Source organism: Oceanobacillus sp. FSL W7-1309 (assembly GCF_038002145.1).
Lineage (GTDB): Bacteria > Bacillota > Bacilli > Bacillales > Amphibacillaceae > Oceanobacillus > Oceanobacillus profundus.
This window is the reverse complement of sequence record NZ_JBBOBX010000002.1, coordinates 1,735,441-1,754,476: the sequence shown is the minus strand read 5'-3', so window position 1 is coordinate 1,754,476 and position 19,036 is coordinate 1,735,441. Positions and strand designations below refer to the sequence as shown.

The following is a 19,036-nucleotide window of genomic DNA, read 5'->3' as shown; positions in this document are numbered from 1 at the left end:
TGATATGATTAATACAGAAAATAAGAATAAAGGGAGAGAGGTTGTACGATGGATGTTTTTCAAGCGATACAAGAAAGGCGCGAAATTACTGCGTATGTTAACCGTTGCATTCCGAATGAAGTACTAGAAAAAGTCGTGGATGCAGGTTATTATGCACCATCAGGAAATAATCTTCCGTCAAAGTCGTTAATTGTAGTAAGGAATCGTTCTACCTTGGACAGTCTTGCTGCAACAACACCTTATATGAAATGGTTAAAAGAGGCACAGGCGGCGATTGTCGTTACGGGAAAGCCCCAAACAAGTAAATACTGGCTGCAGGATGCATCAATTGCTTGTGCGTTTATTTGGCTCGAAGCAGTTGAGGTTGGGCTTGGTGCAGCGTTTGGAGCGGTTTATCATTCCGAGGATGAGAACGAATCCATCGATAGGGAAAACCATGTGCGAAAGCTGCTTAGCATTCCGGAAGAACACCGTATTGTCGCTATTTTGGGAATGGGGTATCCTCAAGAAGCATTAAAACCGAAAAAACACCTAGCAAGAGAAGAAATTGTACATTATGATACATTTAGCTAAAATGCATGAAACTGTTCTCTAAACATAAGTTTGGACAACAGTTTCTTTGCTTAACATGCAACTATGACTTCCCGTGATTTTGATCTTGATATAGCATATCTATCTTTTTTTGCAAGTCTGTTATTTGCTGCTGCATCAATAGAATCTGCTGATCCATCTGTATCTTTTCCTGATTTACTTGTAGTTCCACTTCTTTTTCCTGTTCGTATGTGATAAAGGAACCAATAACTGCCAAATTACTTCCAATGGTACTAATTAAACCACCTACTAGAATTAGCTTATCACCGAAATTTGCAGGGAGGTCACGATATGAATTTCGCTCCATCTTAATTACCTCCTCAGAATTAAGTTATGTAATAGCGTATGTTTTGTTCGCTTATCCTGCCCATCATTTTGAAAGTAATGCTGTTCTTTTCTTGTGGTTCAAATGCTTGTTTTCTAGATATATCCCTGTTATAATACACATAATAATTAAATACTTTCTTATTTTAGATTTGTAAAGTAAGGGTAGAGGTGCAAAGACCATTAATACTTACATGGAGGAGAATGAGCTCTGAAGAAATGTGAGGAAAGGGGGATTTGCCGAAGTGGAAGAAGACTCATCTTCTGAAGCTGGGCCTGTTATCAAATAGATACGGGACTGTCATATAGGAAACTATATGGAGGGCTATCAAGCTTAGAACGGTAAATAATGTTCTATAAGCGGCAGCGAGCTCTCTCTCGTTGCTGCTTTTTAATTTGGTCCTAAAGCATCAATAAAATATTGGATGAAAAGGGTGTATTGATATGAATTTTGGTAATGTATTAACAGCAATGGTTACTCCGTTTAATGAGGCGGAAGAAATTGATTTTGAACGAACAAAGGGGTTAGTTAATTACTTGATAGCAAACGGTACAGAAGGTTTAGTTGTTGCTGGGACAACGGGGGAATCACCAACACTCTCTAATAATGAAAAAGTGAAGTTATTTCAAACAGTTGTAGAAGAAGTAAATGGAAGGATTCCTGTTATTGCGGGAACTGGTACGAATAATACAAGAGCATCTATTGAATTAACGAAAGAGGCAGCGGCTACAGGTGTTGATGGGATTATGCTTGTTGTTCCTTACTATAATAAACCGTCACAAGAAGGCATGTATCAGCATTTTAAATCGATTGCAGAAAGTACAGCACTTCCTGTCATGCTTTATAATATTCCTGGTAGAAGTGTGGTAAACATGGAATTAGAAACGATTGTTCGACTTTCTAGAATCCCAAACATTGTTTCACTAAAAGAAGCTAGTGGGGATTTAGATAAGGTTTCGGAGATTATAAGCCATACTTCTGATAATTTTACTGTTTACAGCGGGGATGATAGCCTGACATTGCCGACACTTGCTGTAGGTGGAACTGGGGTTATTTCTGTAGCATCACACATATTAGGTAATGAGATGCAAGAGATGGTAAAGCTTTTTCAGAATGGTGATGTAGCTAATGCCAGTGCTATACACCGACATATTTTGCCAGTAATGAAAGCATTGTTTTCAGTTCCAAGCCCTACCCCAGTAAAAGAAGCACTGAACCATATTGGAGTACCAGTTGGTGGTGTTCGTCTACCACTTGTACCATTGACGGAGTCAGAAAGAGCGTCTATTTGTAAACTAGTAGCGGCCTATAAAGTGAAAAACGCAATCGGATATTAAGTTAGAGAAAAGGAGTAAGCAGTGAAGCTTATTCCTTTTTTTGATACCAGGGAATGCTGTGGATAAATACCTTATGACACGATAACGAAGACTTACCGACTTGGGAAGACATAGATTAGTAGCACTTATACTCTGGAGTGAATCACCTGCGCAGGAATGTTCGATAAGTCGAACCTACTCCAAAATATGGGGCGCAGTCCGTACATCAGTGTCAACTTAACAAATATGAAGTCTGACGAAAGCCATTAAAAAATTAACCTCTCTAGACGTATCCATGTATAATAAATTAAGTGGATTAAGTAGCTAACCTTTAATAAAGTGAGGAATGCAAATGAATCGAAAAATTCTCGTATCGTATGATGGTTCAAATCGTAGTAAAAAGGCGATTAAAGAGGCAAAGAATCAGGCGTCAATTACAGAAAAAGCAGAAGTACATGTTATTTCTGTTGTGACACCGGGAATTAAAAGTAACGAGACAGCTATTGCAGGCAACATATCCATGGCAGATGCAGAATTTCTTTTACCGGAACTACATCAAATCAAGAAGGAAATGGAAGCATTAGGAATTGTTACGATAACGGAAATTCGGACGGACTTTTCACAGCGCAACCCGGGGAGAGCGATTTGTGAATATGCTTTAGCTAACGAAATAGATTTGATCATTGTAGGCAATCGGGGGCTTAGTAATATAAAAAGTCTTCTGTTAGGTAGTGTGAGCAATACGATTGTACAGAACGCCAAGTGCCCTGTTTTGATTGTTAAATAGAATGAAGCATAAAGGAGTATGAATATGGCTGAATTAAATTATAAAATTGTAGAAACAATTGCTGTTATTTCGGAGTCGCCAAAAGGATGGACAAAGGAATTGAATGTGATCAGCTGGAATGGTCGCCCACCAAAATATGATTTACGAGACTGGGCACCTGGTAAGGAAAAGATGGGTAAAGGTGTTACTTTAACAGAAGAAGAGATTGTCCAATTGAAGAAAGCATTGGCAAATTTAAACGCGCTTTCGGAATAGAACGATTATCTAAATCACTGACTTTGGGAGATGGCTGATGATTTGGATAAATTGTAATAAAGACAAATGAAAAGTGGGAGATAAAATGAGAGAAATCGTTATTACTCTTGCGGAAATTGTAAATAATATTCATGACATCCTTACAGACATGTTCGGTCTACATATGACAGATAAAGAACTCCATTTTTGGATTATGGGCTTTATGGGAATGACGATTTTCTTCTTTGTCTATATCTTTTTCAAGCTATTGGAAAAGCTTAAATGGAGTACGACGATATTTTCCTTTATCTATACGTTCACCATTATGGTTGTTATCGTTTTTGCAATTGAATTGCAGCAAGCAATTACGAATCGGGGAAACATGGAGTTTGCAGATGCAGTAATGGGACTATGGGGCTTTTTTGTCATGTTTTTCATTTATGCTGTAATTGCATGCGTTATTTACTTTGCTATAAAATTTATTAAGAAGTAGCTGACTGCCCAACAAAGTGAGACTATGCGATCGCTCGTTTTGTTGGGCAGTTTTTACGTGAATTCTACTTCCTCTTTTGGAGACGGTGAAAATTCTCTAACGTAAGGAGCAAGGTTAATTTTATCACCCTTAAAATCGACAACTATGTTAACACCCTAGCTATCCGTTTACTTCGGTATTTTAAATCATGTATACTTATGTGAAGATGTTCACTAAAATAGCTTTCGTTAGGGGGAGAATCAATGAATAGATTGAAGAATATAGCAGCAGAACAGAAAGGAAAGCTCATACTTTTTATTGTGCTTGCGATTCTTTCTGCGTTTGCTATTATCGGTCAAGGTTATTTATTTGTGATAATCATTGATCGTATTTTCCTAAAAGGCTATTCATTTTCAGAAATTAGCCCGTTAATTATAGGCTTAATCGTAGCGCTTTTTTTACGGACAGGACTAAATTATTTGAATGGAAGAGCAGGAGCAAGAATGGCTACTCTTGCTAAAAGAGAGCTGCGCAGGCTGTTTGTACATACATTTTCAAGAAATTCAATGCAAGCTTCATTGGAAGGACAGTCTGGTCAAAAGGTTGGGCTCCTATTGGATACGGTTGATGAAATAGATTCTTATTTTAGCAGCTATATTCCACAAATTATTCAATCAACGATTGTACCGCTTTTCATCCTTGTTGTTATTTTAATGGAACATATGGCAACAGGAATTATTATCCTAGTTACCGCACCATTTATTCCTATATTTATGATAATTATTGGCTTTAATACGAAAGACAAATCCGAACAGCAGCTAGATAAGATGAATGCGTTCTCCGGTACGTTTCTTGATACGCTGCAAGGGTTAACAACATTGAAATTATTTGGACGGTCTAAAGAGCAGGAGAAAACCATTCAAAAAAGCAGCTTAGATTTCCGTGATGCAACGATGGAAGTGCTTAAAATTGCATTTACGAATTCTCTGGCTTTAGAGTTTATTTCTATGCTAAGCATTGGGCTTATCGCGTTAGAAGTTGCTGTTCGAATGATTATTTTTCAAGATATCACGTTTTTTACTGGCTTTTTAATGCTTATTCTTGCTCCAGAGTTTTACACGAAATTAAAGGAGCTAGGAAATTCATTTCATACGGGACGGACGAGCATGGCGGCAGCGAATAAATTAGATATAGAGCTTTCTGCACTGGAAGATGATGAGACACGATGGGGAGAACTACCCTTGGCGAAAAATAAGCCAGTCCATATTAAAGTGAATGAAGCAGGATTTTCTTACAAGGAAGGCGGTTTTGCATTAAAGCATATTAATTTAGAACTCGAAGCTTTTGAGCAGATTGCGATTATCGGAAAAACGGGATCAGGAAAAACGACATTATTGCATATGCTAGCAGGACTAGTCCCGCTAACGGAGGGAATGATTCAAGTAAATGAAACTTCCTTAAAGCAATACAGAGAGAAGGATTGGTTTGACCAATTAAGTTATATTTCACAGAATCCGTATATATTCTCAGGTACGATTGCAGAGAATATTGCAATTGGTTCTACAAAAAGCGCATATCAAGAAGAAATTATCAAAGCAGCTGAAAAGGCAGGGATTAATGATTTAGTGGATTCGCTTGAACATGGATATGACACGTTAATCGGTGAAGGAGGAAGAGGCCTTTCTGGTGGGGAGAAACAGCGAATAGCGCTAGCCAGAGCATTTCTCAAACGCCCATCTGTCATTCTTTTTGATGAGCCGACGACAGGGCTGGATTTGCAAACGGAACAAATTCTTCAGAAATCAATGGAGGAACTAGGAAAACATTCGACAGTTATTACGGTTGCTCACCGCCTTCATACGATTCAAAAGGCTGATAAAATCGTCCTTTTAGATAACGGTGAAATTAAGGCAGCAGGAACACATGATGAGTTACTAACAACGGTAGAAGCCTATCGGAATATGGTGACTGTACAGCAGGGAGGGATGACTAAATGAAGGGATTACGTTCTGTCATCAAGATCGTGTTGCAGGAAAAAAAAGATGTCATTTTTTCAATTGCTTGTGGATTTCTAGCTGGAGTAACTGCCGTCGGGCTATTCTCATCGAGTGGTTATTTAATTTCCAAGGCAGCCTTAGTGCCACCGATCTATTCCTTGATGGTACTTGTTGCGATCGTTAAGCTACTCGGAATAATATCGGCATTAAGTCGATATGGTGAAAGATATTTTTCACATCGAGCGACTTTTACAATGCTAAGTAATTTGCGTGTTTCGTTTTATAAAAAAATGGAGCCACTCGCACCAACTATTTTTCAAAGTCATCGCAGTGGAGACTTACTAGCAAGAATCGTTGGCGATGTAGAATCGCTGCAAAATTACTTTTTACGTGTTTTTTACCCACCGATAGTGCTTGTTCTTGTATTTCTTGTTACCATTCTTTTCACGGCTTATTTCTCCATTGAAGCAGCCTTGCTTCTGCTACTTGGATTATTATTAACCACTTTGGTTGTTCCGTTAGTCATCGGCATGAAGCAACGGAAAATCGATTATCGTGTTAGGAGTGAGCGAGGCAATTTATCAACGGAAGTAACAGAATTCCTGTACGGGTTTCGTGATTTAAAAATATATCAGCAAGTAGATGACAAAGAGGAAGCATTATTAAAATCAGCTGATACGTATTTGTTGGAGCAGGAGCGGGAAAATGTGCATCGTTTATTTAGTGAATCGGCAAATACGTTTCTATCCCTACTTGTTTCCGTATCCGTGCTAACGGTAAGTGCATATTTCGTATCCGTACAGCAGCTAGATGGTTTGTTTCTTGCCATGCTTGTGATGATATCCTTAACACTGTTTGAAAATACTTCTCCGATGGCGGCTTTTCCAAGCTATCTTCAAGAAAGTCGTCAGGCAGTAACAAGGCTAGATGAGGTAATGGAGAGGAAAGGAAATGAGGATGATTCGTTCGAAACGCTGCAAATTAAACGGGCTCCTTCCATTACTTTTCATGATGTGTCCTTTGCTTTTCCGACAGAATCACGTGATACATTAAAAGATCTAACGTTTCATTTACCTGCTGGTTCAAAAACGGCAATTGTCGGTCCAAGTGGGTCCGGGAAGTCTACCATTATGCAGCTTTTACTGAAATTGTACCAGGTACGAGATGGTGCTATTTCACTTAATGATCAATCGGTAGCCGATCTAAAAGCTGAGAGCATTTGGGAGCATGCGAATGTTATGCTTCAGTCGAACCATTTTTTCTATGGAACAATTCGAGATAACTTAGCGATTTCTCAGGATGGATTAGCTGACAGAGAGATGGAAGACATTCTGTTTCACGTACAGTTAAATCATTTTGGATTGGATGATCAAGTTTTAGAAAAGGGAGAGAATCTTTCAGGCGGCGAAAAGCAGCGATTAGCACTGGCGCGAATACTGCTAAAACAAGCACCATTATGGCTGCTGGATGAACCAACCTCGTCCATCGATGCATTAACAGAGGAACAGCTATATAAACGGCTATTTGAAGTAGCTGAAAATGATACAGTCGTTTTAATTAGTCACCGTTTAACAGGGCTTGAGAAAATGGATCAAATTATTGTCATGGATCAAGGGGAAATTGCAGAAGCTGGCACCTTTGAAGAATTGATGAAAAGTAAAGGTTATTTTTATCAAATGAAGAAAATCGAACAAAGTGTTTTTTTGGCAGATCTGTAAAAAGAAAAAGAAGCTGACGGAGAAGATTAGTCCTCGTCAGCTTCTTTTGTTACAGGTTTATCCTTACCGGCTCCCCAAAATGCAACCGCAATCGCAATTAGAATAATGAGAATGGGAGCGACAAAGATTAGAAAATCATGAAACATTTAGCTCACTCCTTCTTATTCTTGATTCCTTGTACATAATTTTTATCGAACAGAAATAGCCGTAATAACAAATACAAGGAGGGAAGCAATAAGGCTAGGCCAAGAATAAACACGAATACTAATGAAATTGCCATCGCCGTATTAGTGAACCCTTCATAAATGGTAAGATGCGGGTAAAGCAAGTACGGATAATGGGAAACTCCATACGCGAAAAATGCCATTGCAAATTGACCGACAAGCAGCCAGAATGCCATACCGTAGTTTCTTCTTTTCCAGATGAGCCATACTGTTGCAAACCATAATATAAAGGAAAGTGCAAACATCCACCACAAATCCATAATCCGTTCAAAGTGGGCTTCATTGTGAGAGCTTAATTCATAAACAATGCCACTAGCAGTAATAATCAATGGTAAAGCCCACCCAAGTGCGTATTTCCGCATCAAATCAGTTGCTTTTGTATCACCAGTTTTATATGCGTACCACGTAAGGAAGACAGCGGATATATATAAAACAGCAACAATGCTTAATGCCACAATAGACCAGGTTAATGGGCTAGTAAATAGAGCTGCGTAATCAAGCACTGGGTTATCGTTCACGATGGATACGAACCCACCCTCAGAGATGGTTAAGACAATCGACAATGAAGCTGGAATTAACAGTCCGGAAGCTCCATACATAAAGGCATATCCTTTATGACCTCGTGCTCCATACGATTCAAACGCATAATAAGAGCCTCGGATTGCCAGCAATACTAGCGCAATACTTCCTGGAATCAGTAAAATTGTTCCGAAGTAATATGCCGATTGTGGAAAGAACCCAACAATCCCAACGAAAAAGAAAACAAAAAATACATTCGTTACTTCCCAGACAGGAGATAGATAACGCTGAATAATTTTAGATAAAATATGTTGCTTACCAGTTATAATGCTTTGGGCGTTAAAAAACCCTGCACCATAGTCGATCGAGCCGACAATGACATATCCAAATAAAAATAACCAGAGTACGGAAATTCCTAGAACTTCTAAACTCATTCAGAATCACCACCTTGCTGTTTGGCGATCGCCTTTTCAATCGGATCGTTTTTAAACATTCGTCTTAGCACGACAACCGTACCAACACCTAAAACGAAATATAATCCTACGAAAAGGATAAACATATGGCCAACATAATCACTTGATGTTGCTGCTTGATCAACCGTCATGATTCCTCTGAGTATCCAAGGTTGACGACCAACTTCCGCCATCCACCAGCCAGCTTCAATTCCTAAGAATGACAATGGCCCACCAAGGACAATAAGTGATCGGTACCATGCTGTCTTAACGAAAGACCAGCCTCGTTTTGCTCCAACCCAATAGACGAATGAGAGAGCCAGCATGAACATACCGATTGTAACCATTAAATCAAAATAATAATGGATAATTAACGGTGGCTGTTCTTCTGCTGGAAATTGATCTAATCCAATTACTTCTGCATTTGGATAACCATGCGCAAGAATACTTAATCCAAATGGAATTTGCAGCGCGTAATTCACTTCCTGATTTTCATCAAGCATTCCATAAAGAATGAGTGGTGCAGCTTCCTCAGTTTCAAAATGCCATTCAGCTGCAGCTAGTTTCTCAGGCTGATATTCTGCCAAGTACTTTCCAGACAGGTCTCCAATTAACACAGTTGCAATGGAAAAGATAAGTCCGATTTTCATCGTCATAAACAAAGCTTTTTTGTGGTATTCATGTTTCGAACCTTTAAGCAATCTGAATGCAGCAATGGCTGCCAGCATAAATGCAACGGTCATATAAGCAGTAGCAAGTACGTGGGACACTTTCGTCGGCATTGCTGCAGTAAACATTGCTGCAATCGGATTTGCATTTACAAGTTGTCCATTCATAATGTCAAAACCTGCTGGGGCATTCATAAAGGCGTTGACAATCGTAATGAAGACAGCAGACATACCACCTCCAAGTGCAACCGGGATCAATAATAGTAAGTGTTTACGAGGGTTATCAAAACGATCCCATGTATACAAATAAATCCCTAAGAATATTGCTTCAAAGAAGAAAGCAAAAACTTCCATAAATAATGGCAATGCGATGATATTACCAGCAAGCTCCATAAAGTTAGGCCACAATAGTGATAATTGTAAACCAATTGCAGTTCCTGTCACGACACCTACGGCAACCGTCACGACAAACCCTTTTGCCCATCGTCTAGCCATCAGCATATAGTGCATATCGTTCTTCTTGATTCCAACCCATTGTGCAATCATGATCATGAGGGGCACCCCTACACCGATGGTTGCATAGATAATGTGAAACGAAAGGGTTAAAAGGGTTAATAATCTACTGGCAAATACCGGATCATCAAATAACAACGCAGATCCTCCTCCTTAATTTCACAAATAAACCACCTAAGATTAGGCTCTACTTAGATATGTAAAGGCACATCTAAGTTCATTCTAACGTGTTGACGTACCTAATTGGATATTAGATATGACAATATTTCAAACGGGAAATGAATTAATTGTGAACTCTTTAACAATCTTATAATAAATCGAGAAAATGACAACCAATATGTATTTTCCCCAAAAAAATCGTTGTTAATCTATATTTAATTGGAAAGGTATTTCTTGAAAAAGAGGACCATTTCTATGGAAAGCGTTTACTAGAGGGATTAGATAGATATGTTAAAATAAAAAGAGGATGATCTAATCAAATTAAAAATAACGAATAAAGGAAAGGGGATTAAAAATGGATGTCAAATATCCAATAGGGAAATTACAGGTTCCTGAAAAAGTAACATTAGAAAATACACATGAATGCCTAAAAGAAATTGAAACTTACACGATCCGTTTAAGGAAAGCTGTTGACTCATTAAGTAATGAGGAACTCAGCAGACAATATCGTGATGGCAGCTGGACAGTTCGTCAGCTTGTTCATCATATTGCAGATTCCCAGTTGAATATGTATCAACGTTTGAAGCTTGCTTTAACAGATGAAAATCCCACAGTACCAAATTTTGATCAAGACAAGTGGGCTATTCAACCGGATACAAAACTTCCTATAGAAAGTTCCATTAAAATGCTAGAAGGCATAAATGAACGCATCGTATCTTTAGGGAATAATTTAACTGAAGAGCAATTAAATCTGGCGTTTACTCACCAAAAAAACGGTAAAATCACGGTTGCAACAAAAGTTGCAAAATTAGCTTGGCACGAAGAGCACCACTTAGCCCATATAAAAATCGCTTTAGCAGAATAATACATTATATATGGAATTGGCTTATCGAGCTACGATAAGCCAATTCTTTAAAAGTGGGCTTAATTTTTTATTCATCCAGTAGAATCTTCTAGCTGTCTTTTTTTAGTATTATCGAGCAACACGTCCTTTACTTTCATAATAACCTTCATCAAATTAAAAATTACCAATAAAAAGAACTGAATATTTTACCTATTGACAACGGGATTTTTTCTCGCCATAATAGAAATCAATATATTGAACGTTAATAAAGGACTAGTATGCGGTACTTGCTATGAAAGAGAGCGGAATTTAGAAGCTGAAAGATTCCGTCATAGACAACCTGCAGAACCTACCTTTAGAGTCCCATGCCAATACATGGGCGCATTTCCAGCGTTATGGATGAAGTGGAATGTGCATACATTCAAGTAATGGTGGTACCGCGGAAGAGAGCTCTTTCGTCCTTATAATATAGGGCGATTGGGCTTTTTTGTGTACATAAGGAAATACGTTTAATGGAGGTAATCGAAATGCGTAAGCAACGAATCGTAGTCAAAATTGGCAGTAGCTCCCTAACAAATGATAAGGGTGAAATCGATCAGCAAAAACTAAATGATCATATTCACGCGCTGGCTGCGCTTCGAGAAGCAAACCATGAAGTTATTCTTGTATCTTCAGGTGCTGTTGCAGCTGGCTTTAGAAGGCTTGGTTATTCATCAAGACCCGTCACCTTAAAAGGAAAGCAGGCTGCTGCTGCTGTTGGGCAAAGCTTATTGATTCAAACTTATATGGAAAAATTCAGTGTCTTTGGAATAACGGCGGCACAGCTACTATTAACGCGGGATGATTTTTCAAATCGAGAACGTTACCGGAATGCTTATGCAACCATGACAGAGCTGCTGGAAAGAGGTATTCTTCCAATCATAAATGAAAATGATACTGTGTCAATTGAAGAATTGACATTCGGTGATAATGATATGTTATCAGCTTTAGTTAGTGGGTTTATCCATGCGGATCAGCTCATTATTTTAACAGATATTAATGGAATCTATAGTGGGAATCCAAGAACGAATTCTTCGGCGGTAAAATATGATTTCCTGGATGAGATTCCAAATGAAATGATCGAAGCTGCAGGAACGAGCGGTTCAAAAGTTGGAACAGGTGGCATGAAATCAAAGCTAATGGCCGCTAAAACGGCAACAATGATAGGTGTTCCTGTCTTTATCGGTCATGGAAATGGCCATGATAAACTCCTTCAAGTGTTGCAAGGAAGCGGAGATGGTACGTATATTGCCGGTCATGCTAAGGAGCACATAAATACACGGAAACAATGGATAGCAATTCACTCCGAATCAATGGGTAAGCTTTATGTTGATAAAGGGGCAGAAGAAGCAATATCCCATCACGGTAGTAGTCTGCTTTCAGCTGGAGTACTAAGAATAAGCGGGACATTTGAAAAGGGTGATGTCGTCCAGGTTTATGGAATACATGAATTACTTGGCAAGGGAGAAATATGCTGTTCGTCCGTTGAATTACAAAAGGCAATTGAAGATCATATGGAAAATGAACGCATCACGCCATCTATAGAAGCCATCCACCGTGATGGCTGGGTGAGTGTACAAAAAATTGGGGAGGAACTGTCATGAGTGAAGTTATTCAAAAAGGGAAGGTTGCTAAGAAAACAAGTTATTTGATGACTGGAGTTACAACAAAAGAGAAAAACGAAGCATTAGCTTTGATAGCAGAGCAATTAATAATGGATCAGGAAATGATTCTTATTGAGAATGAAAAAGATTTAGCAACAGGAAAAGAAAAGGGTCTGTCGGAATCTGTATTAGACCGGATTATGCTGAATCAAGAGCGTATTGAAGGAATTGCTGCTGCAATCCATCAAGTAATTGACCTCCATGATCCGATCGGTGAAATCTTAGAAACGATCAACAAGGAAAACGGACTCAACATAGAGAAAAAGCGAGTACCTATTGGAGTCATAGGTATCATTTATGAAGCTAGACCGAATGTGACAGTAGATGCCGCAACACTTACGTTAAAAACTGGTAATGCAGTTATTTTGCGAGGGAGCTCATCGGCTAAACATTCGAATATTGCATTAGTCAGATCGATTCACCGTGCGTTGGAGAATAGTGCTCTTCCAAAGAATGCCGTACAATTAATCGAGGACACAAGCAGAAAAACAGCAGGAGAGTTGTTTCGTTTGAATGATTACCTGGATGTATTAATTCCTAGAGGCGGAAAAAACCTGATCGATACGGTTGTGCGCGAAGCTACAGTTCCAGTAATTGAAACAGGCGCTGGAAATTGTCATATCTTTATTGATAGGACAGCTGAGAAAGAAATGGCAGAGCAAATTGTACTGAATGCAAAGCTGCAGCGGCCATCAGTGTGTAATGCGATCGAGTCTCTATTAATCGATGCTAATTGGTTCAATCAACATGGTAGTGACCTAATGAAAAAACTAGGGGATAACGGTGTACAAATTTATGCTGACGAGCTTGTTCGAAAAGTTATTCCAACTGCTATCGAAGCAACAGAGGAAGATTGGTCGAGCGAATACCTTGGGCTTTCCATTAGTATTAAGGTAGTGGATTCGGTTGAGGAAGCAATCGGACATATTAATCAATATGGAACGAGACATTCAGAGTCGATCATTACGGAGAACACTGCACATGCCGAAATGTTCCTGCAGCATGTCGATGCAGCGGCCGTTTACCATAATGCCTCAACCCGATTTACCGATGGATTTGAATTTGGATATGGAGCCGAAATTGGAATCAGTACACAAAAGTTACATGCTAGGGGTCCGATGGGACTTGCGGCATTAACATCAAGTAAGTTTCAAATTAAAGGTAGTGGTCAAATTAGAAATTAACACTGTCTATGTAAAGGGGCTGTTCCGTGCTGGAGCAGCCCTTCCTATTACTCGAATTATTGAATGGATGAAGAATGCTGTTTGAATTGGATTATCCAGCGCTTTCTTCTGACAATTATAAGGTCGATGAACGGTTGGTATTTCATTTTATAAAGGCTGAATAATTTCTTCCTTAAATCGCTCGTAGTGAACATTGCCACCAGGCTCAGACATCCGTTTTTCTGTTTTCATTTCAAAGGAAGGAAAAAGTCATCCATATGAAAAAGGGTACAATCGAACTTTGAGGCAAGTTGTTTTCCTAATGTCGTTTTTCCGCTTCCGCATCGTCCATCAATGGCAATGATTTTTGGTTTATCTGTATGATCTAATTTTTCGAGTGTGCTATATAGTGTTGAATAGATTGCCTTGTATTCACTGGTCGGCAACTCATTTCAACTCCTTATCTATGTGCTATTCCTTGGTTACAGCTCTCAAATCTCCTACGATAATATCAATTTCACTTGAGCTTATACCATCATACCCTTTAATAACCTCTCCCTCAGGATTAACAAGAAAGAATCTAGTCCCATGCATGACTTGATTATCTCCTTCTAGTGGTTCTTTGACCAAATTTTTAAAGGATTTGATTGATAATTCTTTGATTGTTTGAAAGTCATATCCAGTTAAAAATGACCAGTTTCCAAAATCTGCCTGATAACGCTCGCCATATTCCTTCAGAACCTCTGGTGTGTCATAATCGGGATCAACTGAAAAAGATACAAGCTGGACATCGAGGTTTTCGTCCTTCATTCTGGATTGCAACTCAGCCATATTTGCTGTCATTGGAAGACAAACAGTCGTACAATTCGTAAAAATAAAATCGGCTATCCACCATTGACCTTCCAAGTCTTTAAGGCCTAAGCTCTCATTATCTTGTGTTGTGAATTGAAAATCATCTACTTTTTCCGACATGTTTGTTTCAATAGCTTCTGAACTACAGCCGATAAGAATGAAAGCTAATAGTATATGTAGCAGGAGTATTTTCTTCATTTGAATGTCCCCTTTTATTTATGCTTCTTTTCGAACAATCAATCTATTATGTATGTAGCGCTAGTATAACATTATATCACGAATTAAGTGTTGGCGATTCAGTGAAACCATTGTGAACGATTTCTCGCTGGAGAATCAAAGAATTTGAAAATTTCAGAGGCATAACAGCCAAGTTTGATTTTATAGTAGCTGGTTAGTATTCTTAAAATAATGTGTTTTATGAAGAATGTTATAGTGGAGAAACAGTATATAAGGAAATTTCAAAAGGAGCGGGGAAAATGCGGAAGTCATCAGAGAAACAAAACATCCGCCCAAGAATAAGGATTAAGCTAAAAGCAAAAATGATTGCATTAATAAGTATCTTAATTGTAGGGGTTTTTATCATTTTCGCATTATTCCTTGAGAACTTTATTGAGGATACGATGGAAGAACAGATTGGGAAAAGAGCGCTCGGTGTTGCCACAAGTGTCGCAAACATCCCTGAATTGAGGGAAGCTTTTCAATTGGAAAATCCGGCAGCTGTCATTCAGGATATTGTTGCCCCCATTCGGAAGGGAACAGAGGCAGAATTTATTGTAGTTGGAAATACAGAGAGTGTTCGTTATTCACACCCCAGTACAAATCACATCGGAAAAAGAATGGTTGGAGACGATAATGAACGGGCCCTGAAAGATGGAGAGTCCTACGTTTCTGTTGAAGAGGGGTCGCTCGGATTATCCATTCGGGGAAAAGCGCCAGTTTTCTCTGATGAAGGAGAAATTATCGGAGTTGTATCGGTTGGATTCTTAAATGATGATATACAGAAAGTGATTGCAGATCAGAATCATTCGCTTTGGATTACCTTATTTCTTATAATATTGCTCGGTGTTCTTGGAGCTATTTTTATTTCACATTATATCAAAAAATTACTGTCCAATATGGAGCCGGAAGAAATATCACAATTAATGATCGAAAAGGAAGCTATCTTGCAATCAACACATGAAGGGATAATTGCTGTTCATAATAATGGGCACATTACAATGATGAATGCTCAAGCCCAGCAACTTTTATTTAAACAACGAGTAGGGGAAAAGGATTACAGTGGAAAGTTAATTCAAGAGATAATCCCTTCTTTAAATATACAAGATTTTCTACATCATAATAGAAGCTTCTATGACAGAGAAGCGATTCTTGGTGAAAAAGTGGTACTAATAAACCAAACCCCGATGTATAACGAGGAAACAATTATTGGAACCGTTCTGACATTTCGTGAAAAAACAGAGCTAGAAGGTGTTATCCATGAGTTATCGAGGGTAAAGCAGTATGCAAATACGCAACGTGCACAAACACATGAATTTTCCAATAAGCTTTATACCATTCTTGGTCTCCTGCAGCTGAATCAGAATCAGGAAGCAATTGAATTTATTAAAAAAGAAAGTAAACTAATGCAAAAATGGCAGCGTTTTTTGACAGATAATATTGCAGATCCACTTATTCACGCCATTCTTCAAGGGAAATTCAATCAAGCGAATGAGCTTGGTGTGAACATGTCGATCCATCCAGATAGTCAGCTTTCCTATCGCTTTTCGGAAGAGGAAAAAGATGTATTATTAACTGCACTTGGGAATTTAATCGAAAATGCTATCGAAGCAGTGAGAGATCAAAAGCCTAATAATCGTAATGTATCCATTTTGTTTACAGATATTGGAGAAGATGTGTTAGTGGAAGTAGAAGATTCCGGCCCGGGTATTGCTGAATCAGATATTCCATGGATTTTCGAACAAGGCTTTTCGACAAAGAATGGAACCCATCGAGGAATTGGATTAGCTTTAACGTATCAAGCAGTCCAACGGATTGAGGGTCAATTAATTCTAGAAGAAGGTGACCTGGGAGGCGCCTGTTTTATCATGATCATACCAAAGAAAGGGGAAGATACAGATGCATGAAGCTTATCGTGTCTTAATCGTGGAAGATGATTTTCGCATTGCAAATATAAATCGCCAATTTGTTGAAAAAGTAGACGGATTTATCGTAAGTGATACGGTAAGGACAGGGGAAGAAGCATTGGCATTTCTTAGTGAAGGTAATGAACTTCCGGATATTATTCTTTTGGATATCTATATTCCGGATGTAGAAGACTTAAATTTATTCTGGGAGATCAGAAGCACATATAAAGAAATAGATATTATTGTTATCACAGCCGCAAAAGAAGTAGAGACAATTCAAGAAGTAGTTCGTGGCGGTGTGTTTGACTATATTATCAAACCAGTTGATGTGACTCGATTTGAGCAAATGTTAACGAGGTATAAAGAAAGAAGGCATTTACTATCATCTGTAAAGGAAATGGAACAAGGAGATATAGATGCAATGTTTTGGTCAAAGCCAGCTACAATACCAAAAAAGCAGCGTGCTGGTCTGCCAAAAGGGATTGATGCGATTACGTTAAAGGAAATTACAAGCTTGTTGAAAACCGAACAATCTGGGGGGGTTACGGCTGTTGAGCTTAGCAAACAAATTGGGACGAGTCGTTCAACAGCAAGACGATATTTAGAGTATTTAGTCAGTATAGATCAGGTTGAAACAAGACTGAAATATGGGACTGTAGGAAGACCAGAGCGAAGATATTTCACTTGTGAAACTTATGAACAAAATGATTAATATGAAAATTAGACCGTTTATGATAAGAAACTTCCTTCCTAAATTCATTTATGTTACTTTTTTCAATAAGTAAAAAATACAAACTATTTTTTACTTATACGTTTTGCTAGCGCTTACATAAAGGGTATGGGAGATAAGATGATGTATTGCGTTTAGTTAGGAAGGGGAATTAGAGTGAGTTTAAGTATAATAGGTTTTTTGACGATTTTAATTATTGTGGTACTACTGATCAGCAATAAAGTAACACCAATTGTAGCCATGGTGCTCGTGCCATTAATCGGTGCGCTTATTGCAGGCTTTGGATTTTCAGAGATTGGAGACTTTTTCACAGAAGGTGCATTAACCGTAATTGAAGTTGCGATCATGTTTATTTTCGCTATTTTGTTTTTTGGCGTCATGCAAGATGCGGGACTTTTTGATCCTTTAATTCAAAATATGATACGACTTACAAGAGGAAACGTTATTACAGTTAGTATTGGTACAGTTTTTGTGGCAGCAATTGCACATCTGGATGGTTCTGGAGCTTCTACATTTTTAATTACAATTCCAGCACTTTTACCGTTGTATAAGCATTTAAAAATGAACCCGTATTTGCTTTTACTATTAATTGGTGGAAGTGCCAGTATTATGAATATGGTTCCGTGGGCAGGTCCCTTAGGACGTACAGCTTCTGTACTAAATATGGATGTCACTGAGCTTTGGAGACCATTGATACCAATTCAAATTAGTGGTCTTGTGTTGATGATTGCTTTAGCCGCTTTCCTTGGAGTTATGGAAAAGCGAAGAATAAGCAAGCATTATGGACTGGTCAGTGCGAAAGAATCTGCAGCCGCAATTGAAAGAATAAATGGTGATTCGTCTTCTGCAAAAGATGAGGAGTCATTGACCAGACCTAAATTACTTTGGGTAAATGCGATTCTTTTTCTTGCCGTAATTGGCGTACTTGTATGGGGAATTATTCCAGCAGGCTTTGCATTTATGATTGGGCTTAGTATTGCCTTGCCGCTTAATTATCCAAATATGAAACAGCAATCGGAAAGAATACGCAGTCATGCACCTGGTGCTTTAATGATGGCAACGATAATTCTCGCAGCAGGCTCCTTTTTAGGTATTCTTACCGGAACTGGAATGCTGAATTCGATTGCAGAGGATCTCGTTACAATTATTCCAGCATTTATTGCACCATATCTGCACTTAATTATCGGATTTTTCGGAGTACCATTTGATTTACTGTTAAGCACGGATGCTTACTACTTTGCTTTATTGCCAGTTGTTGATCAAATTGCTACTGGATTTGGAATTGAATCACTTTCTACAGCATATTCCATGGTAATTGGTAATATTGTAGGTACCTTTGTTAGTCCATTTTCACCTGCACTTTGGCTCGCATTAGGCTTGGCAGGCCTTGAAATGGGAAAACATATCCGTTATTCTCTTTTATGGATGTGGGGACTAAGTATTGTACTTTTAATTATTGCTGTATTAATTGGTGTTATTGCAGTTTAATAGATTGTATCGATTAAATAAGGCGGAGCCCATTATTAAGTGGGCTTCGTTTTTTGCAGCAAGTGAAGTTACAAAAAATCAACAAAGCGGTAGAGAATAACAAGCGTTAAAGAAAATACTATATAATAGATTTGAAGTATTTATTAATTTTTTTGCTA

At 38.4% G+C, this 19,036-nt stretch carries 19 protein-coding genes and 1 riboswitch; of the genes, 13 read left to right on the top strand and 6 right to left on the bottom strand.

From position 1 onward, the window contains the following. The first annotated feature begins 48 nt into the window (after positions 1 to 48). Entirely contained in the window at positions 49 to 573 is a 525-nt protein-coding gene (locus NST46_RS21245; protein ID WP_340003102.1) for a nitroreductase family protein, read from the top strand. A 61-nt stretch (positions 574 to 634) separates the two neighbouring features. On the opposite strand, the gene NST46_RS21240 is transcribed toward NST46_RS21245, so the two are convergent. Next, entirely contained in the window at positions 635 to 898 is a 264-nt protein-coding gene (locus NST46_RS21240; protein WP_095309926.1) for a hypothetical protein, read from the bottom strand. 175 nt (positions 899 to 1,073) lie between these two features. Next, positions 1,074 to 1,251: riboswitch (Lysine riboswitch) on the top strand. Positions 1,252 to 1,359: 108 nt separating this feature from the next. Between NST46_RS21240 and dapA the strand changes: the two genes are divergently transcribed. From dapA to cydC, 6 genes are all read left to right on the top strand, one after another. Beyond that, positions 1,360 to 2,253 (top strand): 4-hydroxy-tetrahydrodipicolinate synthase, encoded by an 894-nt coding sequence (gene dapA / locus NST46_RS21235; protein ID WP_341137725.1) that lies wholly within the window; start codon positions 1,360 to 1,362, stop codon positions 2,251 to 2,253. A 331-nt stretch (positions 2,254 to 2,584) separates the two neighbouring features. Next, positions 2,585 to 3,019 (top strand): universal stress protein, encoded by a 435-nt coding sequence (locus NST46_RS21230; RefSeq protein WP_340003104.1) that lies wholly within the window; start codon positions 2,585 to 2,587, stop codon positions 3,017 to 3,019. Between the two features lie 24 nt (positions 3,020 to 3,043). Next, positions 3,044 to 3,274: a YdbC family protein gene (locus NST46_RS21225; RefSeq protein WP_095309920.1), complete on the top strand. Its 231-nt coding sequence runs from the start codon at positions 3,044 to 3,046 to the stop codon at positions 3,272 to 3,274. Between the two features lie 85 nt (positions 3,275 to 3,359). Continuing rightward, positions 3,360 to 3,746, top strand: a complete 387-nt coding sequence (locus tag NST46_RS21220) for a hypothetical protein (RefSeq protein WP_118888632.1) — start codon at positions 3,360 to 3,362, stop codon at positions 3,744 to 3,746. Between the two features lie 242 nt (positions 3,747 to 3,988). Continuing rightward, positions 3,989 to 5,722, top strand: coding sequence for a thiol reductant ABC exporter subunit CydD (cydD, locus tag NST46_RS21215; RefSeq protein ID WP_341137724.1), 1,734 nt, complete (start codon positions 3,989 to 3,991; stop codon positions 5,720 to 5,722). Continuing rightward, positions 5,719 to 7,440, top strand: coding sequence for a thiol reductant ABC exporter subunit CydC (gene cydC / locus NST46_RS21210; protein WP_118888634.1), 1,722 nt, complete (start codon positions 5,719 to 5,721; stop codon positions 7,438 to 7,440). Before cydD ends, cydC begins: the two co-directional genes overlap by 4 nt. Positions 7,441 to 7,466: 26 nt before the next feature. Here the strand turns inward: cydC and cydS are convergent, their stop codons facing one another. From cydS to NST46_RS21200, 3 genes are read right to left on the bottom strand one after another with little or no spacing between them, the layout of a single operon-like run. Further along, positions 7,467 to 7,586, bottom strand: coding sequence for a cytochrome bd oxidase small subunit CydS (gene cydS, locus NST46_RS21910; protein WP_379600300.1), 120 nt, complete (start codon positions 7,584 to 7,586; stop codon positions 7,467 to 7,469). 5 nt (positions 7,587 to 7,591) lie between these two features. Next, entirely contained in the window at positions 7,592 to 8,617 is a 1,026-nt protein-coding gene (locus tag NST46_RS21205) for a cytochrome d ubiquinol oxidase subunit II (RefSeq protein WP_095309912.1), read from the bottom strand. Next, positions 8,614 to 9,954 carry a cytochrome ubiquinol oxidase subunit I gene (locus tag NST46_RS21200; protein WP_340003108.1) on the bottom strand — a complete coding sequence of 447 codons (1,341 nt, stop codon included), beginning with the start codon at positions 9,952 to 9,954 and terminating at the stop codon, positions 8,614 to 8,616. The genes NST46_RS21205 and NST46_RS21200 overlap by 4 nt, the downstream gene beginning before the upstream one ends. 376 nt (positions 9,955 to 10,330) lie before the next feature. On the opposite strand from NST46_RS21200, the gene NST46_RS21195 reads away from it, so the two are divergent. The 3 genes from NST46_RS21195 to NST46_RS21185 all read left to right on the top strand — a co-directional run bounded on the left by NST46_RS21195 (position 10,331) and on the right by NST46_RS21185 (position 13,706). After that, the gene (locus tag NST46_RS21195; RefSeq protein ID WP_095309908.1) at positions 10,331 to 10,840 is read left to right on the top strand and encodes a YfiT family bacillithiol transferase; all 510 of its coding nucleotides are present in this window, start codon (positions 10,331 to 10,333) and stop codon (positions 10,838 to 10,840) included. A gap of 506 nt (positions 10,841 to 11,346) precedes the next feature. Further along, complete coding sequence (gene proB / locus NST46_RS21190; protein WP_341137723.1) at positions 11,347 to 12,462, top strand: glutamate 5-kinase; 1,116 nt, start codon at positions 11,347 to 11,349, stop codon at positions 12,460 to 12,462. Beyond that, a complete protein-coding gene (locus NST46_RS21185) occupies positions 12,459 to 13,706 on the top strand; it encodes a glutamate-5-semialdehyde dehydrogenase (RefSeq protein WP_341137722.1) in 1,248 nt (415 codons plus the stop codon). The genes proB and NST46_RS21185 overlap by 4 nt, the downstream gene beginning before the upstream one ends. Before the next feature lie 227 nt (positions 13,707 to 13,933). On the opposite strand, the gene NST46_RS21180 is transcribed toward NST46_RS21185, so the two are convergent. Continuing rightward, entirely contained in the window at positions 13,934 to 14,131 is a 198-nt protein-coding gene (locus NST46_RS21180; RefSeq protein WP_095309900.1) for an NB-ARC domain-containing protein, read from the bottom strand. Positions 14,132 to 14,156: 25 nt separating this feature from the next. Next, complete coding sequence (locus NST46_RS21175) at positions 14,157 to 14,735, bottom strand: SCO family protein (protein ID WP_340003110.1); 579 nt, start codon at positions 14,733 to 14,735, stop codon at positions 14,157 to 14,159. A 278-nt stretch (positions 14,736 to 15,013) separates the two neighbouring features. Between NST46_RS21175 and NST46_RS21170 the strand changes: the two genes are divergently transcribed. From NST46_RS21170 to NST46_RS21160, 3 genes are all read left to right on the top strand, one after another. Next, on the top strand, positions 15,014 to 16,660 hold the full coding sequence (locus tag NST46_RS21170) for a sensor histidine kinase (protein ID WP_341137721.1): 1,647 nt from the start codon (positions 15,014 to 15,016) through the stop codon (positions 16,658 to 16,660). Beyond that, a complete protein-coding gene (locus NST46_RS21165) occupies positions 16,653 to 17,372 on the top strand; it encodes a response regulator (protein WP_341137720.1) in 720 nt (239 codons plus the stop codon). Before NST46_RS21170 ends, NST46_RS21165 begins: the two co-directional genes overlap by 8 nt. A 174-nt stretch (positions 17,373 to 17,546) precedes the next feature. Then, the gene (locus NST46_RS21160) at positions 17,547 to 18,878 is read left to right on the top strand and encodes a CitMHS family transporter (RefSeq protein ID WP_118888635.1); all 1,332 of its coding nucleotides are present in this window, start codon (positions 17,547 to 17,549) and stop codon (positions 18,876 to 18,878) included. Positions 18,879 to 19,036: the final 158 nt, after the last annotated feature.